The sequence below is a fragment of the Clostridium sp. genome, from assembly GCF_036660475.1.
In the GTDB taxonomy this organism is placed as follows: Bacteria; Bacillota; Clostridia; order Clostridiales; family Clostridiaceae; genus Clostridium_J.
The window spans coordinates 36,716-58,259 of record NZ_JAVXAO010000003.1; the positions used below are offsets into that span (position 1 = coordinate 36,716).

The following is a 21,544-nucleotide window of genomic DNA, read 5'->3' on the forward strand; positions in this document are numbered from 1 at the left end:
TGAAGCGAAATCTTCACTGGGATTTAATTATTTATAAATTATTTTATTTATCATCAATTTTATTATCTACTTTTGTTACGAAGTTTGGACATTTTGATGTACAACTTCCACAATCACATCCACCAGTTTTGGTTCCTATTTTTTTATATAATATGAAACCAGCAAATCCAACAATTAGTAGAGTTATTATAATCTCTATCATAATTTCACCTCATTTAAATAATAATATTCATTATTTGATATATTAAAAAGGAAAATATCCATGCTACTGCAAATTGATAGATTACGGAAAATGTAGCTAATTTAGTACTAAATTCCTTTTTCAAAGTAGCAATAACTGACACACAAGGTGTGTATAATAGGGTAAATACTAAGAATGAAATTCCACTTGCGGTAGTAAATGAGGCTGCAATATTCGCTACTAAATCTCCAGAATATAGTACACCCATAGTACCTATAACAACTTCCTTAGCCATAAGCCCAGTTAACAGTGCAACTGAATTTTCCCATGTCCCAAATCCTAATGGTCTAAATATTGGAGAGATAAAGTTACCAATTGTAGCTAAGAAACTTTCATTAATATCCACCATACCATTTATACTGAAGTTTGACAAAAACCATACTAATACAGATATTGAAAATATTAAAGTTCCAGCTTTTTTCAAAAACCCTTTACCTTTTTCCCATGTATGAATCATCAAACCTTTAAATTCAGGGAGCTTGTACTCGGGTAATTCGATAATAAATGGTTCTTCATCTTTTTTGAATATAGTGTTCTTAAATATATATGCCATCAAAAATGCAATTAATATACCTAAGATGTAAAGTCCAAATATAACCAATGACTCACTTGATGCAAACAGAGCACTTGTAAATAATGCATAAACAGGTAACCTTGCATTACAAGACATAAATGGTATTATCAACGCTGTTAATTTCCTATCTTTTTCACTTTCTAAAGTCCTTGCTGACATTATACCAGGTACAGAACATCCAAAACCCATTAAAAGTGGAATGAACGCTTTTCCAGAAAGACCCAATTTCCTCATTAGCTTGTCCATAATAAATGCAGTTCTCGCCATGTATCCACTATCTTCCAGAAAACTAATTCCAATAAATAATGTTAATATTATAGGTAAAAATACTATTACAGATCCAACACCTCCAACAATTCCATCGATTATTAAAGAGTGAAACCATGGTGCAGTGTTTGCTAAAGGAATTTCTAAAAGAGAAACGAAATTTACATTTATTAATGTATCTGCTATTTCTTGAAGAGGCCCTCCTATCCAATCGAAAGTAAACTTAAATATTAAAAACATAATTCCTAAAAAAATAGGATAAGCCAAGAATTTATTAAGAACAATTGAGTCGATTTTTTCTGTTACGTTATCAGTAATAGATTTTTTACCATTTACACAACTATTCAGAATGCTATCGATATATGAATAGGTTTCCTTTTCATTAAGCATAGAAAAATTATGCTTTTTATTAATTTCATAGTTAACATTATTAACGATGTCAGTCTGCAATAATTCTTTTAATTCTCTTACTCCGTCACCTTTAGAAGCTGATACAGGTAAAATTGTAACTCCTAATTTTTCAGAAAGTTCACCATAATTAATGTGAATCCCTTGACTTTTAGCTACATCTATCATATTAACAACCAATAAAATAGGCTTGTTAAATTGAGTTAATTGAGACGTAAGATATAAATTTCTTTCTAGATTTGAACCATCAATAATATTTATTATCAAGTCAACTTCATCAGTGTATAGAAAATCCTTAGACACTTTTTCTTCATTTGAGAATGTATCCATAGCGTATATTCCAGGTAAATCAATAATTTTTATATCCTTTGTAAGGTAACCTTCTTTTTTTTCAACTGTTACACCTGACCAATTACCTACATATTGGTTAGACCCTGTAAGAGAATTAAACAAAGTAGTCTTACCAACGTTTGGGTTACCTATAAGAGCTATAGTTTTCATACTAGATAGCCTCCTTAATAAATATTAATTCAGCATCTTTTTTTCTGATTGCTAAATCAGTACCTCTTAAATTTATTATAATTGGATCACCAAATGGTGCAACTTTTTTTACTAATATTTCAGTTCCTTCTACAAACCCTAATGCCAATAATCTTTTTGTTAATTTATCGTCACATGCTAGTTCTTTAATTAAACCTTTATGACCTGGTTTTAAATTAAAAACGTTCATGAATATCACTCCTTCTTGAAAACAATTATCAATTATATATTAATAGTATATTCTAAATGATAATTATTGTCAATGTATAAATTTATATTTTATAAGGAGATTTACATATAGATAATTTATGTCATGATATGATATAATACTAATATATGTTTTTATGGTTTACTTTTAATTAAATATTTTACATATTTAATTATGTACAATTAATATATAATACATGTTAAAGAAATGAGTGGTAAGGTGATAATTAAAGAAATTGCTTTAGATATCGATAAGTCTGAGTTTAATGATAGTCTAAGCATAAATGGTGAAAATGATTTTTTTAAAAAGTCTGTTTTTTTTGATTTGGAGCATTATGTATACAAAAAGCCTATATGCATAGGAGTTTTTGGAGCCGGATATTATGATGAAGAAAATGATAAACTTATGATTACTCAATATATGATGGAAAATAAACATGAATTAGAAAAAGTGCTACTTTTATCAAAGGAGTATTTCATCAAAATGAATGAAGAGTTTGGAAAAGAATATATAGTTACATTTTCAGGAAATAATGACTTTATAGTTTTAGACTATTTATTTAATAAATATGAATTCAATTATAATTGGGAAGATTATTTTAAAAGCATAGATTTACAAAAGAAATATGAACAAGTAAAGAAAAAATCAATAGGATTAAAAGCTCTTGAAAGCGAATGTAGCATTATTCGCGAAAGTGAGATCATAAGTGGCTCGACACTAGCCAAAACATTTGGGAAAATAATGAAAGATGATATGTATTTTTCTAGAATGCCAACTGAAAAGAAGGATAAAATCCTCTTATATAACATGCAAGATGTTGTTAGTTTATTTCATATATATACACAATGGAATAAATATATTAAATCTGAATAATTTAAGCTATCTCATAGAAGAATATAAATTTGTATTTTTCTATGAGATAGCTTTATATTTAAATATCATATAATCCTATCGTGCAAGTAATTTATATCACAATAATCATTAAAGTAGAATTTATATATGCAAATTATTCAAGATCATTTTTAGTATAATAAAACAAGAGGTGGTATTATGTCAATATTGTCCAGAGGTAGAGATGCTTCTATAAATAATGAAAAATGTGATTTAGTCCTAAAAAATGCTCAATTTATAAATGTATTCACGTCGGAAATTCAACAAGCTGATATAGGTATTGTTGAAGATATAATAATAGGTGTGGGTACGTACAGTGGAATAGAAGAAATTGATTGTAGCTCTAAATTTATATCGCCAGGGTTTATTGATGCACATATTCATATAGAATCATCAATGGTTACACCTAATACCTATGGTAATCTTGTAATTAATCATGGAGTTACTACAGTTATAGCTGATCCACATGAAATTGCTAATGTTCTCGGAGTAGACGGAATTAAACTTATGATGGATAACTCAGAATTAGCACCTATAGATATACATTTTATGATGCCATCCTGTGTCCCCGCTGTAAAATTTGAGGAAAATGGTGGAGTATTAAATGCAAGAGATTTATATGAATTTATAACCTCTCCTAAAGTTATTGGTTTAGGAGAGGTTATGGATGTTAATGCAGTGACAACGATGAATCCAAGTATGATGGAAAAGTTAGATGCCTTTAAAGACAGCAATATAGATGGACATGCGCCTCATATTTCGTTAGGTCAACTTAATCAATATATTTTATCCGGAATTAAGACGGATCATGAATGCATTACCAAGGAAGAGGCTTTAGAAAAAGTAAGATTAGGAATGCATGTGTTAATAAGAGAAGGTTCTGCAGCAAAAAATCTCATAAACTTAATTGGCGCAGTTGATGATAATAATTATAGAAACTTTTCGTTTTGTACAGACGATAGACATATAGAGGATATAATTGAAGAGGGGACAATTAATAATGCAATAAAGCTTAGTATTGAATGTGGACTTAACCCTATAAAGGCCTATATTATGGGGACTTATAATGTGTGTAAATGTTATGGATTAAGCAAAAAAGGTGCTATTGCTCCAGGATATATTGCTGATTTAGTGATTCTAAATAATTTAGATGATGTTGATATTGATATAGTTATTAAAAGTGGACATATTGTTAATAAATCTCGTGATACCTCAAATGAGTTTGTAGCAAGAAACACAGTAAATATGGATAAATTAACTGAAAAACACTTTCAGATTACACCTACTGGAAGCAATATGAATGTGATTGAAATAATACCCAATTCACTCGAAACAAAATTAAGTATAAGGCCGAGCATAATTATTGATAATAAACTAGATATGTCTTCATATGAAGATGTTTTGAAAATAGCAGTATTTGAGCGCCATAAACGAACTGGAAATTATTCACTAGCATTTTTATCGGGAATGGGACTTAAAAATTGCTCGGTTGCGCAAAGTATAGCACATGATTCTCATAATATTATTGTAATTGGTGATAATGATAATGATATGGCTAAAGCAGTAAATACTCTAATTGATATTGGCGGTGGAATTGCGATTGTTAGTAATGGGGATGTAATAAATACCTTACCTCTAGAAGTTGGAGGCATACTTACTAACGCATCAGTAGATTATGTATATAGTAGATTGAAAGAGTTAAATGTTTTTATGGATAAACATGGATTGAAGGTAAATGTAGATGCATTTATAACATTATCATTTATGAGCTTACCAGTAATACCAGAAGTTAAATTAACAACTAAAGGATTAATTTCATATAAAACATTAAGTAAACTTCCAGTTTTTTTTGATTAATAGTGGAAATATTATTATAATCTTATATAATATAAAAGTAATAATCTATTTGAATTATTACTTTTAGTAGTATGAGTAACACTATAATACACGAGGAGATTGGATTTTGAAGAACTTAAACATCATAACAAACTTAAAAAAATATGTAGGAATGAGAAATATCAAAACTGCTCTAGCAGTTGCAGTAAGTGTAGTAATATCGGATATATTTAAACTACAATCACCTTTTTTCGTTGCTACTTCTGCATTGATTTCTATGGAAACAACTGTTAAAAAGGGGATACATGCTGGAATTTCAAGAGTACTTGGAACTATAATTGGTGGATGCTTGGGTGTAATAGCTGTATTAATTCACCCTGGTAATGTATTTTTAATTTTTACTGGTATAGTTATATTGATAACTTTATTAAATTTATTAAATTGGCAAGATTCTATATCAATCGCATGTGTTGTTTTTTGTGTAATAATGATTACAATGAGCAGTGAAAATATTGTATTTTATGCATTTCAACGAACTTTTGATACTATAGTAGGGATTATAATTTCAATATTTATTAATTATATTATTTCACCACCAGTAGATTCAAAATTTTCTAAAGAGGCAGATCTTAATGAGTAATTTTAATATGTATGTGTTAAATTATATTAAAACACTATAAATGACAAAATACTACTAAATTAATTTAGTAGTATTTTGTCATTTATATATCATTAACCTAACAAGTATCTATAATATTATATTTTAATACATTATAGATTTAAAACATACTTATAAATAAAATAGTAATGAGCCATACTTCCTAAAATCACAAATATATGAAAAATTTCATGAGCTCCAAAACTTCTGTGAACACCTTTTTTCTCTAAACAATAAATCACGCCGCCAATTGTATATAAAACCCCACCAAGAATTAGAATAAACAGGCCACTAGCTGAGACTACTGATGACAATGGTCCAAAGATAAATATAGCCATCCATCCCATGAGTATATATATAGATGAAGATAACCAAGACGGACAATTAATCCAAATCATCTTGAATATTATTCCAGCTAATGCCATACCCCATATAGTAAATAGCATATAATATTTAAGTGGGTTACTTAAAAGAACTAAACAGATTGGAGTATAGGTTCCTGCAATGAGCACGAATATCATTGCATGATCTAATTTTCTCAAAAATTTAATAACGGAATCTTTAGCAATGGTAAGGTGATAAACACTACTTGCAGTGTAGAGTAGAATTAAACTTAATCCAAATATAATAGTTGAAATTAGAGTATAAAAATCATAGTTATTAGCAGATATCTGTTTAATTATTAGGAAACATATCCCTAAGAAAGAAATAGCCGCTCCAAATATGTGTGAAAATCCACTGAATGGTTCACGAAAATTAGTATTCATATAAATACCTCCTAAATGTAATTGCACACCTAGTTTTTAATACTATGTGATGTCATATATATAGTATACTACTAAAATTAATAAAATATATACTTATTTTATTAATTTTATGTTAATTTCTATATAATCAATTTTAAATAAATATTATATTTAGATTTTAATCTTATAATGATTTTAAGTGGATTTAATTATTCTATATTTGGAATGCCTTGTTTATACATAGCAAATAATGGTATCATAATATTATTATATAATTTTAATACGTAGATTATGGGCGAGAGGTGTAAAATAATTATGAAATTTGACGATAATGAATTAGTTGAATTATTTTTGAACTTAAATCTTAATGAAGAAATAGAATTAAATAAGATACCAGATCTTGATTTGTACATGGATCAAGTTATTCAGCTATTTGAAAATAATCTATCAAACTCTAAAAGAAATGAAAGTGATAAGATATTAACAAAGACTATGATAAACAATTATTCTAAAGATAAACTATTATTTCCGACTAAAAATAAAAAATATACTAAAGAACATATAATTTTAATGATTATGACTTACGATTTAAAACAAACATTGTCAATAGGAGATATTAAAAAAATTTTTAATCCTATGGTGGAAGGTGTGTGTAAAGACGATGATATTTTAAATATTTCTGAATTGTATGAAAAATACCTTATCCTTAAAAATAAGCAATGGGAAGAAGAAAAAATATTATTAGAAAATACTCTACATTCTGTATCTTCTCTGTATGAAGATATAGACGGTGAAAATAATGATATTAATTATCAAAAATTACTATCTACTATACTAGCACTTTTAAATTCGGCAGCATTGAACAAACGACTTGCCGAAAAAATAATTGATAAATATTTTTAATGTGTTAATATAATGCTGTTATTCTAATATTTAGGATAGCGGCATTTATTTATTACTCAATTATATAAATAAATTTTCAAGTTACTAAATATGATGTAATATAAATTGCAAAATAAAAAAATATAAATTTTATTGACAAATAAGTATTAAGATCATATTATAGATATATGAGCATATATTCATATGAGGAGGTTATGTATATGGAACAACTAGAATTATGCAATTGTAATTACATTCACAGTGAAGTTATTGATAAATTGCATGGTAAATCATTAGATGATAACACTGTGAGTGATTTAGCAAATTTTTTCAAATCAATAGGTGATCCAACTAGAGTTAAAATTCTTAATATTCTAATGAATACCGAAGCATGTGTTTGCGATATCGCAGCATTAACGAATATGACTCAATCAGCTATATCACACCAACTGAGAGTATTAAAGATGTCCAGAATTGTTAAATCTCGAAGAGATGGTAAGGTTATATATTACTCATTAGATGATGACCATGTTAAAGATATTTTCTATAAAGGGTTAAATCATATAAATGAGTGAGTAATTAAAATCAAGGGGGAGATAAGGTATGGGAGAAACAAAACGTATTTATCAAATACAAGGACTAACTTGTGCAAATTGTGCACTTAAAATTGAACGTGAACTAAATGGACTACCTTATATTGAAAGTGCGGTAGTTAATTCAATAACATCTAAAGCAATTTTAGAGCTTAAAGCAGATATTGATAAAGAGCTAGTATTTAAAGATGTAGATAAAATAGCGTCAAGAATAGAACATGGTGTTAAGGTAAAAGAAATTGATAAAAATCATATTGGTAAAAGAATTAATCCAATTCAGGGCAATATTAAAATAAATAGTAACAGTAAGTCCAGACCAAAAAGTAATACCAATCATGTTCAAAATTCAACTTTAGAATCAAATCATGATCAAATAAGAAGTTTGGAAAACCATGATCAAGGTAATAATCATAATCATAGTCATGCAACAGCTTACTCTAAGAAAAAAATTATTAAACTTAGCATAGGATTAATAGTAGGTTTTTCGGCTGCTTTAACTAGTGGAATAATAAGCTTAAGTTTATTTATACTATCATATTTAATTATTGGTGGAGATATTTTATTAATCGCTGGTAAAAATATAATTCGTGGTCAACTATTTGATGAAAATTTTTTAATGAGTATAGCTACAATCGGCGCATTTGCTATAGGTGAATATCCTGAGGCTGTAGGTGTAATGTTATTCTATCAAGTAGGGGAGTTTTTTCAAGATCTTGCTGTTAATAAATCTAAGAAGTCAATAGCAGATCTTATGGATATTAGGCCTGATTATGCTAATCTTAAACTTAAAAATGGTGATATAAATGTAGTGTCACCAGAGAGCATCAATGTCGATGATATAATATTAATTAAGCCTGGTGAGAAAATACCTCTAGATGGTGTAGTAGTGCTAGGTTCATCACAAATAGATACGTCTGCATTAACAGGTGAATCAGTTCCAAGGATTATTAAAGAGAGAGATGAAGTTTTAGCTGGTTCAATAAATAAAACATCTCTAATAGAAATTAAAGTTACTAAGGAATTTGGTGAATCTACAGTTTCCAAAATACTTGAACTTGTTGAAAATGCATCTAATAAAAAGGCACCAGCTGAAAAATTCATTTCAAAGTTTGCTAGATGGTATACACCAATTGTAGTGATTTTAGCTATTATGTTAGCGATTTTACCACCTATATTTGTTGGTGGTGAATTCTCAACTTGGGTATACAGAGCATTATCATTTTTAGTTGTGTCTTGTCCATGTGCACTCGTAATTTCTATTCCATTAAGTTTCTTTGGAGGAATTGGAGGTGCGTCTAGGAGTGGTATTTTAGTTAAAGGTGGTAATTATTTAGAAGCCTTAAGTAATGCTGAAATAGTAGTTTTTGATAAGACAGGAACATTAACAGAGGGAAGTTTTGAAGTTACAAAGATTTTACCACATGGATTTATCACTGAAGATATATTAATAGAATATGCAGCATATGCTGAAATATATTCAAATCATCCAATTGCAAAGTCTATAGTTGAATCATATAAACGATTAAACGCTAAGGCCGTAATTGATAAAACTAGAATTAAAAGTTATGATGAAATTGCTGGAAAAGGTGTTAAGATATATTTTGGAGATAGATATATTTATGCAGGTAACTACAGGTTGATGGAAGAGCTCGAAATAAATTACATTAAATCGAATGACGTTGGAACTATTGTATATTTAGCTGTAAATAATAATTTTGTAGGAACGTTAGTTATTTCAGATAAAATAAAAGAATCTGCTCCAAAGGCTATTTTTGATTTAAAAGAAATTGGAATAAAGAAAACAGTTATGTTGACTGGGGATAATAAAACAATTGCAAATTATGTAGCCAAAGTAATTTCAATTGATCAAATTAATTCTGAATTAATGCCTCATGAAAAAGTTGCAGAGATAGAAAAACTATATAAAACACTTTCTAAAAAAGGTACAATTTTATTTGTAGGGGATGGAATAAATGATGCACCTGTATTAGCTAGGGCTGATGTCGGAATAGCTATGGGTGGTATAGGTTCTGATGCAGCAATAGAAGCTTCTGATGTCGTTATAATGACAGATAACCCTGCTAAGATTTCTACAGCAATAAAGATTGCTAGAAAAACCCAAAAAATTGTTGTTCAAAATATAGTATTTTCATTGCTAATAAAGATAGTAGTATTAGCACTTGCAGCGATAGGTATTGCCAATATGTGGATGGCAGTATTTGCAGATGTTGGAGTTACTTTACTAGCAGTTTTGAATGCTATGCGTGCAATGAAACTAGAAGACTAAAAAATAAAACAGGAGAAAGCATTAATTGCCTTCTCCTGTTTTTTTATTGTAAATTAAAAAATCTATCTTATCTGTACTATTCTGAAAAAATATAGTTAATTTTTCTTTGTCATCAACAATTTCATAATCATCGAATTGATAGCTTTTAATTACATTATTGCCATTAGATGTTCTAGTATTGTCAACATTTACAAAAAATTTTCCATGTGTATATAGGATGGTTTTTATAGTAGGTTCATTATTTTCGTTATAGTAAGTATATATAAGTTTAGATGTTTTGCTTTCCTTGCAACTCTTGTCAAATTCAAATATTAAATTAATATTTGTAATGACACCTTTATAATTTATTACGTGATTTTCTTCTATAGCATTATTAGGAAGAAAATCTTTAGGAATAGATTGCATATATGATAACAATTTATTGTTTGAGATTTCAGAACTATTATACAACATATATAATATAGATACTAAAACTATAATGGGAAGAATATACAGCTTTTCAAAAAAGAACTTAGTTAGATTTGATTTATGAGTGTCTATTTTAGCATTTTTATTTCTTATACGCCTATTAATAATAAAACCACCTTTTCTATATAAATAACATTAACTATTTATATAGAAAAAAGGTGGTGAATATTACAATGAAATATTCTTTTTTTCTTTAGTACTACTCTTTCTTAAAAAACTTAGTTTAGTTTCGGTTATAATAATAGCTACCAATATAAAAACACATCCTACTAACATGGAAAATGTAAATATTTCATTTAATAATAATACAGAAAATAAAGCTCCGAATAAAGATTCTAATGAAAGTATTATAGCCGTATGCGTAGAACTTGTATATTTTTGCGCTACATTTTGAATTAAAAATGCAATTGTTGTACTAAATATAGCTAAATAAATAATAGAACCTATTCCTTGTAAGTTCATTGAAGTAGGGAACGGCTCAAAGAAAATTGCAGTTGAAATAGAAAGTAATGCCGCAGTCCCCATTTGAACAACAGTTAAAATAATAGGATCATCATCTTTAACGAATTTACTAATAGTTAGTATTTGACCTGCAAATCCAAATGCACATAGCAATGTAAGTGTATCTCCATAACCTATAGATACACCATCTTGTAAAGTTAACATTGAAATACCTATAATACAAATTACTGCACCTATTAACGAGTAATTATCTGGCTTTTTCTTTGATAACATCCATTGTAAGAATGGAACAAGAACTACATAGACAGCAGTTAAAAATGCACTTTTACCTGCCGAAGTATATTTGATACCAACTGTTTGAAGTGCAAATCCTAAGAAAAGAAATATTCCTATTATAAATCCATTTTTAAGTTGCACTCTTGTCACTTTATTAACACGTTTATGAAAGATGATATACATTATAATAGTAGACAATGTAAACCTCATCGCCATTTGATAAAATGGTGTTATAAAGTCTAATGAGTCCTTAACTGCTATAAATCCTGCCCCCCATAATATAGCTACTATCAATAATGCTATATCTGCGTATAAACTGTTCTTTTTAAAATTTTTTTCCATAGTACCCCCTAAGATATAAATTCAATTCTTATAGTATATTATAACATATTTTTAATTATATTATAATAGTTCACCATTCATCCATTAAAATTGAATTATTGTTTTCATAATAAAAAAACTTTTCTAACATACTACTGTATTAAGTAGTAATACTAAAAAAGTTTTTAATGCTTTTATTATGGATTTATCAACTTATTTTAGATATATTTTTAAAATCACTAAATTGATTGCAATCATCTTCTTCGAAAATCCGCTTATAGCAATATGAAATTATATCTCCTCTTTTAATAATTCCAATAAAAATATTTGAATCATCTACAACGGGCACAAAATTTTGTGATTTTGCAGCAAGTATCAAACTTTCCATATCTGAATTAATTGATACAGGTTTATTTTTAACATGTCTTGGAATTTCTTTAATTAGAACATTCTCAGTATCTTTAAGACTTAATTCTGATGAGTTTTTTAGTTTCCAGAGGATATCTCCTTCAGTAAGGGTTCCTATATATCTCCCTTTATCATCTACTAATGGTATAGATGTATATCTATGGTATTCCATTCTTTCCATAGCTCTTCTCATGGTAGAATTAATTTTTTCGAAAATAACTTCACTTTTAGGAGTAAGAAAAAAGGCAACATTCATATTTTATCATCCTCCATTTAACTCTTAATTTAATAAGTATAATATAATGTTACAGGTTAATTATAACATAATTATCACCGTAAGTCTGAATAAACTTTTTAACAATTTAAAAACATCTAACTGTAATAATTATTTTGTTATATACATTATAGTATTCTTTAATATTCAACATTGATTACCATTTTTAAAATTTGAAATCAGAATTCATTAATTATTTAAATAGTAAGGTTGAATTTTAATATAAAAAAATATATAATATTTTATATACTATAGAATACAATTATAGCATTTAAGTGTTCATATGATTTGTAATCGTCAATTTTAGGTTGATAATTAATATAAAAAGGAGATTTACGTATGGAAATAAGTCTAAACTTAATTGAAGAATCTGTTAAATCAAATAGCATAGACGATGTAAGAAAAGCATTAATTGAATATATTAGAGTTGAACCTGAAAATTCAGAAAAATTAATAAACGCTTTGAATTATGCTAAAGAAAACGTAGATGGATTGTTTGAAATTCATGACAATATTAAGTTGGAAGAAGATAATCTGTGGACTAAAGAGTATTTTCTTAAAACACTTAAGGATTTGTCTAATAATTTTTCTGAAGAAAGATTTAACCATTTATGTCTAGTTGGTGCATTTATTTATCCCAATACAGAAGCTGAAGGTCAAGATACAGTTATAATTAATAATATTAAACCTGTTTCTGATTCTGAATTAAGATTTGAAAAAGTTAAAACCATGCTAGCTTTAGGAAGCGGGATTTTAGTTGGTTTTATTATTGGCAAAAAATTAGGTAGAAAGAGATAGTCTACATTTATACTATACACAATCAAAAACAACCTTTAATTTTAAATTAAAGGTTGTTTTAAATATTTTATGCTTTAAGTGTTTCTATTTCACATTCTTCAAGTTTTTCCATTGTAAACCCTGTATATCCATAAATTATTGAAATTACAGGGTTTATATAATTTAGAAAACAGTATGGAAGATATAGGAATGGAGAAACACCCAGTGTTGTTGCCATAAATGCCCCACATGTATTCCAAGGAACAAAACATGAAGTTAAAGTTCCAGCATCTTCTAAACATCTTGATAAATTTTTAGGAGCTAGCCCACGTTTAGCGTATTCATCCTTATACATTCTACCTGGTATAACAATTGATAAGTACTGATCTCCTGCTAAGATGTTAACAACAACACAAGATATGATTGTAACTAATACTAAAGATCCAGTACTGACTGCAAATTTAAGTAATTTCTGAGCTAACACATTTAAGAAACCAGCTTTCTCCATTATCCCACCAAATATCATAGCACATATAATTAATGCTACAGTACCCATCATACTTTGAAGTCCACCACGACTTAAAAGATTATCAACTACTTCTACTCCAGTTTCACTAGTATATCCTGTATTTAAAACATTAACTATATCACCGTAGTTAGATCCCTGAATTAGAATTGCCAAAATAACTCCAGCCACTACACCAAGTATTAACCCAGGGATAGCAGGCATCTTTTTAACAACAAGAACAATTACGATTACAGGAGGTAATAGCAATAATGGATTAATTGTACATGAAGCTTTTAGTCCTTCAAGAATAATATTAACTTGGGATACATCCAATTCTTGTCCAGCATATTTAAGACCTAAAATCCCAAATATTACAAGCGAAATTACCATACTAGGGGTAGTTGTATAGAACATATGTTTAATATGGTCAAATAATGTAGAACCTGCCATTGCTGGTGCTAGGTTAGTTGTATCTGAGAGGGGAGACATCTTATCACCAAAATAAGCTCCACATATAATAGCACCCGCTATCATAGGTTTTGAAATTCCTAACCCTATACCAACTCCCATAAGTGCTATACCAACCGTACCAGCGGTTGTCCAAGAACTACCTGTTGCAACAGAAACTATTGAACAAATTATACATGTAGCAACCAAAAATATTCCAGGCGATAAAATTTTTAGTCCATAATAAATCATAGTTGGAACAGTACCACTTAATATCCAAGCTCCAATTAAGATACCTATAATCATAAGTATTATTATTGCTTGCATTGACATCTGAATAGTGTCAATAAATCCTTTTTCGATATCTTCCCATTTGTAACCAATAGATAATGCCATGATAGCCGCTACCATAGCTGCAATTATTAATGGAATATGAGGGCTAGCATCAAAAAATATAATTCCAACGGATAAAGAAATTATAAGAACAAGAATAGGGATAAGTGATTGCCATATTTTCGGTGTAATTACATTAACAGTCTCTTTTTTTTCTTTCATTAATACACACTCCTACCTTTAAAATACATTTGAGTTAATTAAAGTATAATGATATTATATATAGTAGTTCATGCAAAATCAAGACTATTCTGAAAATTTTTAAATTAATTATTTTTAGGTTATACAATTAAAAATACAAAAGGAGCCGTCTAAAATTCAACGGCCCTTTGTATTTTTTCATATTCTAATCAATAATTTCATTTAATTAACAATTAATGTGTCGTATTTATTATAAAGTTTTAATTAGCGATTGTTTAGATGATCTATTTTCTAAACATTATTTAAACATTGAAAGATTCAAATGCTATTAAAAACTTATCAATATCATCACTGCAATGACAGTTTGATAAAAACATTGCTTCAAATTGAGACGGCGGTAAATTTATTCCTTTATCAAGCATGTGAATAAAGTATTTTTTAAACATATCTGTATTACACATGGATGCATCTTCATAATTATTAACACTAAGTTTATCAGTAAAGAATGCTGTCATCATTCCACCAACTCTATTAATTTTCAAAGGAATATTTTTATTTCTTGCAATTTTCAACATACCTTCTTCTAGAATTTTACCAATTTGTTCAATGTGTTTATATATTTCTTTGTTTTCATTTAAGGTTGATACAGTTGCAATACCTGCTGCCATAACAAGTGGGTTTCCAGACATGGTTCCCGCTTGATATACTGGGCCAAGAGGAGCTAACATCTCCATAATATCACGTCTTCCACCATATGCACCACATGGAAGACCTCCTCCTATAATCTTGCCATAGGTTATTAAATCAGGTGTTACGTTCTTAAACAATTCTCTAGCGCCCTTATATCCAATTCTAAATCCACACATTACTTCGTCGAATATAAGGAGAGTTCCACTTTTCTTACAAATTCTATCTAATTCCTCCATGAATTCTACTGATGGTTTCACAACACCCATATTACCAGCTACAGGTTCAATGATAACACATGCAATTTCATTTTTATAAGATTCAAAAATCTCTTTAATATTTTCAATGTCATTATATTTAGCAACAATTGTATGCTCTACATGTTCCTTTGGAATACCTGCACTTCCAGGAATGCCACAAGTCATAACACCTGACCCTGCACTAACTAAAAATCCATCATAATGACCATGATAGCACCCAGCAAACTTAACAATTTTATTTCTATTAGTGTAACCTCTTGCAAGTTTAACTGCGCTCATAGTTGCTTCTGTCCCAGAGTTAACCATTCTAATCATGTCAATTGATGAAGTTTCGCATATAAGTTTAGCTAAATCTAATTCTAACTTAGTGGGAGCACCAAATGCTATAGCATTTTCACTAGTGTCCTTTATCGCTTTAACAACATTTGGATGCGCATGTCCAAGTATCATTGGACCCCATGCACCTACAAAATCTACATACTCTTTTCCTTCTTCGTCATATATCTTAGAACCCTTCCCAGATTTTATAATAGGTGGTGTAATTCCCATAGCCATAAGTGCTCTAACTGGACTATTTACCCCACCAGGTATATATTTTTTACTCTCATTAAAAATAGTTTGATTGTTCATGCAAATATCCTCCTTGTTGATCTTATTTTAAAAAAATACGTTGAATTAGGTCATATGCTTTCTCATTATCACCGTTTAATGTTTCTTCCTTCAATACTTCTATTGCTCGATTTATGTATGTATTTGAACTGCTTTTTAACAGTGTAGCAACTAACTTATCATTATCTTTTGTATATTTCTTATTTCTAAATGTTTTAAGATTATTTTGAACTACTAGATTCCCATCACATTTAATATTTTCAATAATTGGACTTAATGATTTTAGCTTTAAATATTTAATGTATTCATCATAATATTTTGAAATTATATATTTATTGGAATTCATTATTTCTTTTCTTAATATTTTATTTTCATTATCAACATTTTGAAGTGTATCTACATTGTACAGATCTACATTTTTCAATTCAACACAACTAGCTTCTACATTAATGGGCAATGAAAGATCAAAAATCATAACTTTCTCTGTTTGAAGATCATTTTTCATAACTAATGGGGTAGGGGATGAGGTACAACAAATTATAGCATCCATATTAGCATAACTTGCACGTAAATCACTTAACGGTTTAATAATAAGCTTGCCTAAATTAACGTAATGAGCATTTTTTAATATAGCCGGATGTTCATTGGCTTTAGATGTATTTCTTACGACTATAGTAATTGAAGTTATAAAATCAATTTTACCAATTAAATAATTAAACGTTAATTCTGCCATTTTACCAAAACCCAATATTAAGATATTTTTGCAATTGTTTTCTAATGCTTTTTTAGCAGCAATAGAAGAATACGATACTGGCATTTTATATAATTTACTTTGTGTTTTAAATTCTTTACCACAACTAATTGCCATAGAGAATAGTTTATCAAAGTTACCTTTTATCACCTTTAGGTTTTTACTTCTTAAATATGAGTCTTTTACTTGACCTAATATTTGATCTTCACCTAAAATCTTAGAATGAAATCCACAACTCACCTCAAACAAATGATTAATTGCCTTATTTTCATTCGAATAAAATATATGTTCTTTAAATGCTAAGTTCCATTTTAAAATATTAAATATCTTTAAAATCAAATCATCTTTCTTTAAGTGCGATTTTAAATATATTTCAGTTCTATTACAAGTATTAATTATAACAACTTCAGTGCATAGTACTTGCCTCATTTTTATCAATATTCCATTTATAGATTCTGGAGATATTGATAACTGACCTCTACGCACTAAATCAAGTTCTTTTTTTATTCCTATTAAATGAATCATTTCTACCTCGCAATTTACGAATTTAATAAATTTTATTAAATTAAATTTAAAACCCATTAAAAATGGGGTGTTATTATTGTATATACACAAAAGAAATTATACTATAGGATTTTTTTTTTGACAATGGAAAAACATAATAATATAAATTTGTTGATATATATGCTATTTTCTGACATAATACATATATATACACAGGAGGGGATTATGAGAAAAACAATATTGTGCAGTACCATTACCATTATAGGAATTATATTAATTATATTGATTGCTACAATATCAGTAACAAAGTTTAAGCCAATATATAACTTTAGTGTTAATATTTTTGATATTGATAGCAATGCAAATTTACCAAAGGAAAAGATATTAGACAATTATTCTTACATAGTTGACTATATTTTGAATGATGAAGCGATGTTTGAACTTCCATCTCTACCATTTTCAGAGGATGGTGCCATTCATTTTCAAGAAGTTAAAGAACTATTCAATTTATGTAAAAAAGTTATACTTATTTTAATTTCAACTTTAATTATTTTATTGATAGTTTATATCAATAAATATAGGGACTTTATGTGTTTAAAATATACTGGACTTGGTTTAATAATGACACCTGTTGTGGGAGGTATTATGGTTAGTTTAAATTTTAATTACTTCTTCACGGTCTTTCACAAAATCTTTTTCAATAATAATAAATGGATTTTTGACCCTCAAACTGACCCTATTATAAATATATTGCCAGAAGAATTTTTTGCACTTTGTGGAGGTGTAATTTTATTTTTTTGCATCTTAACTGGTTTATTTATGTATATTGCTCACAATAAATATATTAAATATCAGCTTAAAACTACTTAGCGACTAAAAAGATATTCCATAATATTTAAATTTTATGGAATATCTTTTTAATTATAAAAATGTAATACGAACCTTTTTACCCATAATTTCTAGAAGCTCTTTTATTTCTTCAACAATTCTAATTTTCAAGTTAAAATCTTTTGGAAATGAAGGGTTTTGATGAGCCGGATTTATTGCTTGTCCAACATATAAATTAATAGATGTGCCTTCATTTATTAGCATAGATGAAAGTTTAGATGCTCCATCTAGACTTTTATTAATTTGTAAGGTAGTGCTGTCTTCCGATGCTTTTATATGGGCTTTTAACATTTCTTTTACCTTATTTAAGGTTAAAATACCCTCCGTAACCAAATCAATGCCTTTCATATAACCCATCGGCGGAACTTCAGATGTATAATTTTTCAAATCTACCTCAATCGGAGCATTAAGTGCCTTAGAAATTATATTAGCTGTTGTCCCACCACATATTATCTTTTTACCTTTTGCAGACTTAAGAAGATTTATAAGAATATTATCATCTTCTATATTTCTTGGTGGGCCGGTAAAAATAGATATTTCTTGCTCTTTTCTTATTTTTAATACAACAACTGTAGTATCATCACCAGGTTTATTGTCATATAAATCCTTACATGCATTTAAAATTTGTGTACATATACCTTTAGCTACTGATTCTCTTTTTAAGACATTCGTAATATATTTATCAATCTGTGGCCATTCCCAACCTAAATTTAAAAGTCCACCAACACCAGCGTGAACAACACCATCACTTATTACAACTAAAGCATCACCCTCATTCATATAAAATCTGCTTTCATAAATAATTTTACTATTTACAATACGTTCAGTTCTGTTAATACTACAAGGCCGATTACTTCTAAAAAAGAAAACTGGCGGATTATCATATTCAACCATATAGATTTCACCGTCATTTTTGATTTTTACAATTGTAAAAGTTGAGTAAGCTAATTTTCTAACTTGACATTCTGGAAGAGTATTTATAATTGTATCAATAGTTTCTTCTATTGTAGCTCCGCCCTTAAGCATTGTTACAGCAATTTTTGATGTCAGCGTGCCAAGTATATTAGCCTTAACGCCACTACCAAGTCCATCTGACATTACAAGAATCATTCCATCATCGGTCTTAGCAATTTCTACATGATCACCGCAAAGCTCCTCTCCACGTTTATTCATACTCATATGTGCTATATCTAAATAATATTCCCTCATACTAAATTTCCTTTTCCAATACATTTTTTAAGCCTAAGATTGCTACTTTAGTTTCTGCAGTAGTCTCACCCAAAAGACTGGCGATTTCTTGTGCTACCATCATCTGTTTATTAATTATAGATTGTGTAACATCTATCGCTTTGTGTTTAAGTTCAGCTAACTCTAATTTCCTATTCTCCTCATCGGTTATATCTGTAAACGTTACAAGCATTGATGAATGATTTTTTATATGAATTATACTTTTATAACCATGAAAATTTAATGCATCATAAAAAACTTTATTTTTTAATACATCTTCTTTTGTATTAAGAACCTTTTGAAAATCTGAATCAGGTATAATATCTGTAATAGGCGCACCTATTACATTCTTCTCATGGTTACCTAAAAACATTTTTCTTCCTGCTGGGTTAATATCTTTAATTAATAACTTATGGTCAATAAATAAGATTGCATTAGGAGAATTTTTAAATATTTCACTATTCATACTCTCAGCTAATGATCTCATATATGGAACACACATTTCAACTTGGGACATTCCATTATATACAGCAATACATTTTTCAACACAAGTATTATATCCACAGGCGCCACAATTAAGTTCTTCTGTTTTAGTATATTTACCCATTTGCCTAAGGATTTTTTTAACTTCATCTTCATTAGGCATAGGCATAACCAATTTTTTATTGTTATATGTTCTAATTAAATCTAAATTTGAACTATTTAAATTTGGTAGCTTATTTTCTTCATTTTGTTTATTTAAATAGCTTCTAATTCTTTTTAATTTTGCATATACAGATTCATTTTTCTGTATAGTTCCAGGTCCGCCAAGGCAACTTTCATTACATGCACTTAACTCTACACATACATTTTTAAGATTATTATTTTTAATTTCATTTAATACAGTTTTACAATTTTCTAGGCCGTGTACTCGTATTAAATCTATATTTTTCTTTTCTATCGTTGGCCTTAATGCATTTAAAATTCCACCAACAACTGGATACCGGTCACCTCTAGTCGTTCCACCAAAATCTACATGTCCATCTTCTAAAAGTGTATAATCTATTTTTTCTTCTTTTAAAAGCTCGTTAATTTCATCAAAGGTAAGTACTGCGTCAATAACCCCAATATTAGATTTAGATAAAGCTTCTACTTTTTTTGATATACATGGACCTATAAACACAATGTATGGATCTATATATCTGCTTCTAATACTCTTACCGTGTGCTACCATTGGAGATGATACAGGTAATACTAATGAATTAAGTTCAGGGTAATATTTTTCTACAAGCATTACTACTGAGGGGCAACAACTAGTAAGAAATTCACCATTTGTACTAGATTCAATTATAGCTTCATATTTTTGTGTCACTAGTTCTGCGCCAATTGAAACCTCTTCAATATACGAAAACCCAAGCTTTCTTAGAGCTGTAATTATTTTAGGTGGTTCTGTAAATATACCTCTAAATGCTGGTGCTAATTGAGCTACAACCGGCCTATTTTGCTTTAGTGCCAATTTTACCTGTTCAATATCAGAGAGTACATGTCGTGCATTCTGTGGGCAGACGACTAAACAATGACCACATGAAATGCATCTATCTTCTTGTATTTTAGCTTGATCATTTAATACCTCAATAGCTTTTACTGTACAAGTACGTACACATTTATAGCAATTTTTACAATTGGCTGAAGAAAAGTTCATTACTTGCATTATCTCACCCTCCTTAGAATAACTTCCTCAAAGAAATCATTTACATTTGTTTCATTAACAGAATGGAGAACATCATCAACAAGTATAGAAACTGAGCTAGTACAATGTCCAAGGCAAAATGCAGCTTTTAATTCTATTTCACTATCTAAATTGTTTAATTCAATTAATCTCTTTATCTCATTTATTACACTATGAGATCCTTTTACGTAACAAGCACTACCTACACATACTTTTATAATCAAAATATCGCCTCCTTAGCAGTATATATAAATTATAGAACTATAGGAAAATACAGTCAATGAAATGTTTATATATTTGACAA

At 28.5% G+C, this 21,544-nt stretch carries 21 protein-coding genes; 8 read left to right on the plus strand and 13 right to left on the minus strand.

All coding sequences use genetic code 11. The features are described 5' to 3' along the window. Positions 1–43: 43 nt before the first annotated feature. Genes RSA29_RS05730 through RSA29_RS05740 form a run of 3 tightly spaced genes read right to left on the minus strand, consistent with a single transcriptional unit; the run spans position 44 to position 2,220 of the window. Positions 44–202, minus strand: coding sequence for a FeoB-associated Cys-rich membrane protein (locus RSA29_RS05730; RefSeq protein WP_332660233.1), 159 nt, complete (start codon positions 200–202; stop codon positions 44–46). 13 nt (positions 203–215) lie between these two features. Beyond that, on the minus strand, positions 216–1,991 hold the full coding sequence (gene feoB / locus RSA29_RS05735; RefSeq protein ID WP_332660231.1) for a ferrous iron transport protein B: 1,776 nt from the start codon (positions 1,989–1,991) through the stop codon (positions 216–218). A gap of 1 nt (position 1,992) precedes the next feature. Then, positions 1,993–2,220 (minus strand): ferrous iron transport protein A, encoded by a 228-nt coding sequence (locus RSA29_RS05740; RefSeq protein ID WP_332660229.1) that lies wholly within the window; start codon positions 2,218–2,220, stop codon positions 1,993–1,995. A gap of 225 nt (positions 2,221–2,445) precedes the next feature. On the opposite strand from RSA29_RS05740, the gene RSA29_RS05745 reads away from it, so the two are divergent. The 3 genes from RSA29_RS05745 to RSA29_RS05755 all read left to right on the plus strand — a co-directional run bounded on the left by RSA29_RS05745 (position 2,446) and on the right by RSA29_RS05755 (position 5,605). Further along, positions 2,446–3,111: a ribonuclease H-like domain-containing protein gene (locus RSA29_RS05745; RefSeq protein WP_346944382.1), complete on the plus strand. Its 666-nt coding sequence runs from the start codon at positions 2,446–2,448 to the stop codon at positions 3,109–3,111. A gap of 177 nt (positions 3,112–3,288) precedes the next feature. Continuing rightward, on the plus strand, positions 3,289–4,986 hold the full coding sequence (gene ade / locus RSA29_RS05750; protein WP_332660225.1) for an adenine deaminase: 1,698 nt from the start codon (positions 3,289–3,291) through the stop codon (positions 4,984–4,986). Positions 4,987–5,092: 106 nt separating this feature from the next. Beyond that, the gene (locus RSA29_RS05755) at positions 5,093–5,605 is read left to right on the plus strand and encodes an aromatic acid exporter family protein (protein WP_332660223.1); all 513 of its coding nucleotides are present in this window, start codon (positions 5,093–5,095) and stop codon (positions 5,603–5,605) included. Positions 5,606–5,736: 131 nt separating this feature from the next. Here the strand turns inward: RSA29_RS05755 and RSA29_RS05760 are convergent, their stop codons facing one another. Further along, positions 5,737–6,390: a hemolysin III family protein gene (locus RSA29_RS05760; RefSeq protein ID WP_332660221.1), complete on the minus strand. Its 654-nt coding sequence runs from the start codon at positions 6,388–6,390 to the stop codon at positions 5,737–5,739. Between the two features lie 294 nt (positions 6,391–6,684). Here RSA29_RS05760 and RSA29_RS05765 point away from each other — a divergent pair, with 294 nt between their 5' ends. The 3 genes from RSA29_RS05765 (at position 6,685) to RSA29_RS05775 (ending at position 10,131) form a co-directional block, all read left to right on the plus strand. Further along, the gene (locus tag RSA29_RS05765; protein WP_332660219.1) at positions 6,685–7,272 is read left to right on the plus strand and encodes a DUF1836 domain-containing protein; all 588 of its coding nucleotides are present in this window, start codon (positions 6,685–6,687) and stop codon (positions 7,270–7,272) included. Between the two features lie 194 nt (positions 7,273–7,466). Continuing rightward, complete coding sequence (locus RSA29_RS05770) at positions 7,467–7,826, plus strand: metalloregulator ArsR/SmtB family transcription factor (protein ID WP_332660216.1); 360 nt, start codon at positions 7,467–7,469, stop codon at positions 7,824–7,826. Positions 7,827–7,854: 28 nt separating this feature from the next. Beyond that, positions 7,855–10,131, plus strand: coding sequence for a heavy metal translocating P-type ATPase (locus RSA29_RS05775; RefSeq protein ID WP_332660214.1), 2,277 nt, complete (start codon positions 7,855–7,857; stop codon positions 10,129–10,131). A 21-nt stretch (positions 10,132–10,152) separates the two neighbouring features. On the opposite strand, the gene RSA29_RS05780 is transcribed toward RSA29_RS05775, so the two are convergent. The 3 genes from RSA29_RS05780 to RSA29_RS05790 form a co-directional block, all read right to left on the minus strand. Further along, positions 10,153–10,584 carry a hypothetical protein gene (locus RSA29_RS05780; protein WP_332660212.1) on the minus strand — a complete coding sequence of 144 codons (432 nt, stop codon included), beginning with the start codon at positions 10,582–10,584 and terminating at the stop codon, positions 10,153–10,155. Between the two features lie 183 nt (positions 10,585–10,767). Next, complete coding sequence (locus RSA29_RS05785) at positions 10,768–11,679, minus strand: DMT family transporter (protein WP_332660210.1); 912 nt, start codon at positions 11,677–11,679, stop codon at positions 10,768–10,770. 187 nt (positions 11,680–11,866) lie between these two features. Then, positions 11,867–12,322: a CBS domain-containing protein gene (locus RSA29_RS05790; protein ID WP_332660208.1), complete on the minus strand. Its 456-nt coding sequence runs from the start codon at positions 12,320–12,322 to the stop codon at positions 11,867–11,869. Positions 12,323–12,679: 357 nt separating this feature from the next. Between RSA29_RS05790 and RSA29_RS05795 the strand changes: the two genes are divergently transcribed. Continuing rightward, the gene (locus RSA29_RS05795; RefSeq protein WP_332660206.1) at positions 12,680–13,138 is read left to right on the plus strand and encodes a hypothetical protein; all 459 of its coding nucleotides are present in this window, start codon (positions 12,680–12,682) and stop codon (positions 13,136–13,138) included. A gap of 67 nt (positions 13,139–13,205) precedes the next feature. Here the strand turns inward: RSA29_RS05795 and nhaC are convergent, their stop codons facing one another. The 3 genes from nhaC to hemA all read right to left on the minus strand — a co-directional run bounded on the left by nhaC (position 13,206) and on the right by hemA (position 17,438). Next, entirely contained in the window at positions 13,206–14,627 is a 1,422-nt protein-coding gene (gene nhaC / locus RSA29_RS05800; RefSeq protein ID WP_332660204.1) for a Na+/H+ antiporter NhaC, read from the minus strand. 281 nt (positions 14,628–14,908) lie between these two features. Continuing rightward, positions 14,909–16,183, minus strand: coding sequence for a glutamate-1-semialdehyde 2,1-aminomutase (gene hemL, locus RSA29_RS05805; RefSeq protein ID WP_332660201.1), 1,275 nt, complete (start codon positions 16,181–16,183; stop codon positions 14,909–14,911). A gap of 22 nt (positions 16,184–16,205) precedes the next feature. Next, positions 16,206–17,438: a glutamyl-tRNA reductase gene (gene hemA, locus RSA29_RS05810; protein WP_332660199.1), complete on the minus strand. Its 1,233-nt coding sequence runs from the start codon at positions 17,436–17,438 to the stop codon at positions 16,206–16,208. Positions 17,439–17,642: 204 nt separating this feature from the next. Between hemA and RSA29_RS05815 the strand changes: the two genes are divergently transcribed. Next, the gene (locus RSA29_RS05815; RefSeq protein ID WP_332660197.1) at positions 17,643–18,287 is read left to right on the plus strand and encodes a TIGR01906 family membrane protein; all 645 of its coding nucleotides are present in this window, start codon (positions 17,643–17,645) and stop codon (positions 18,285–18,287) included. Positions 18,288–18,338: 51 nt separating this feature from the next. Here the strand turns inward: RSA29_RS05815 and RSA29_RS05820 are convergent, their stop codons facing one another. Genes RSA29_RS05820 through RSA29_RS05830 form a run of 3 tightly spaced genes read right to left on the minus strand, consistent with a single transcriptional unit; the run spans position 18,339 to position 21,464 of the window. Further along, positions 18,339–19,514 (minus strand): SpoIIE family protein phosphatase, encoded by a 1,176-nt coding sequence (locus RSA29_RS05820; protein WP_332660196.1) that lies wholly within the window; start codon positions 19,512–19,514, stop codon positions 18,339–18,341. 1 nt (position 19,515) lies between these two features. Next, positions 19,516–21,222, minus strand: coding sequence for a [Fe-Fe] hydrogenase large subunit C-terminal domain-containing protein (locus RSA29_RS05825; protein ID WP_332660194.1), 1,707 nt, complete (start codon positions 21,220–21,222; stop codon positions 19,516–19,518). Further along, positions 21,222–21,464, minus strand: a complete 243-nt coding sequence (locus RSA29_RS05830; RefSeq protein ID WP_332660192.1) for a (2Fe-2S) ferredoxin domain-containing protein — start codon at positions 21,462–21,464, stop codon at positions 21,222–21,224. Before RSA29_RS05830 ends, RSA29_RS05825 begins: the two co-directional genes overlap by 1 nt. Positions 21,465–21,544 lie beyond the last annotated feature (80 nt).

Bases quoted from the DNA above. Each gene is read 5' to 3' on its own strand.
- RSA29_RS05730 (WP_332660233.1), bottom strand. From the start codon at position 202: ATGATAGAGATTATAATAACTCTACTAATTGTTGGATTTGCTGGTTTC.
- feoB (WP_332660231.1), bottom strand. From the start codon at position 1,991: ATGAAAACTATAGCTCTTATAGGTAACCCAAACGTTGGTAAGACTACT.
- RSA29_RS05740 (WP_332660229.1), bottom strand. From the start codon at position 2,220: ATGAACGTTTTTAATTTAAAACCAGGTCATAAAGGTTTAATTAAAGAA.
- RSA29_RS05745 (WP_346944382.1), top strand. From the start codon at position 2,446: ATGAGTGGTAAGGTGATAATTAAAGAAATTGCTTTAGATATCGATAAG.
- ade (WP_332660225.1), top strand. From the start codon at position 3,289: ATGTCAATATTGTCCAGAGGTAGAGATGCTTCTATAAATAATGAAAAA.
- RSA29_RS05760 (WP_332660221.1), bottom strand. From the start codon at position 6,390: ATGAATACTAATTTTCGTGAACCATTCAGTGGATTTTCACACATATTT.
- RSA29_RS05765 (WP_332660219.1), top strand. From the start codon at position 6,685: ATGAAATTTGACGATAATGAATTAGTTGAATTATTTTTGAACTTAAAT.
- RSA29_RS05770 (WP_332660216.1), top strand. From the start codon at position 7,467: ATGTATATGGAACAACTAGAATTATGCAATTGTAATTACATTCACAGT.
- RSA29_RS05775 (WP_332660214.1), top strand. From the start codon at position 7,855: ATGGGAGAAACAAAACGTATTTATCAAATACAAGGACTAACTTGTGCA.
- RSA29_RS05780 (WP_332660212.1), bottom strand. From the start codon at position 10,584: ATGTTGTATAATAGTTCTGAAATCTCAAACAATAAATTGTTATCATAT.
- RSA29_RS05785 (WP_332660210.1), bottom strand. From the start codon at position 11,679: ATGGAAAAAAATTTTAAAAAGAACAGTTTATACGCAGATATAGCATTA.
- RSA29_RS05790 (WP_332660208.1), bottom strand. From the start codon at position 12,322: ATGAATGTTGCCTTTTTTCTTACTCCTAAAAGTGAAGTTATTTTCGAA.
- RSA29_RS05795 (WP_332660206.1), top strand. From the start codon at position 12,680: ATGGAAATAAGTCTAAACTTAATTGAAGAATCTGTTAAATCAAATAGC.
- nhaC (WP_332660204.1), bottom strand. From the start codon at position 14,627: ATGAAAGAAAAAAAAGAGACTGTTAATGTAATTACACCGAAAATATGG.
- hemL (WP_332660201.1), bottom strand. From the start codon at position 16,183: ATGAACAATCAAACTATTTTTAATGAGAGTAAAAAATATATACCTGGT.
- hemA (WP_332660199.1), bottom strand. From the start codon at position 17,438: ATGATTCATTTAATAGGAATAAAAAAAGAACTTGATTTAGTGCGTAGA.
- RSA29_RS05815 (WP_332660197.1), top strand. From the start codon at position 17,643: ATGAGAAAAACAATATTGTGCAGTACCATTACCATTATAGGAATTATA.
- RSA29_RS05820 (WP_332660196.1), bottom strand. From the start codon at position 19,514: ATGAGGGAATATTATTTAGATATAGCACATATGAGTATGAATAAACGT.
- RSA29_RS05825 (WP_332660194.1), bottom strand. From the start codon at position 21,222: ATGCAAGTAATGAACTTTTCTTCAGCCAATTGTAAAAATTGCTATAAA.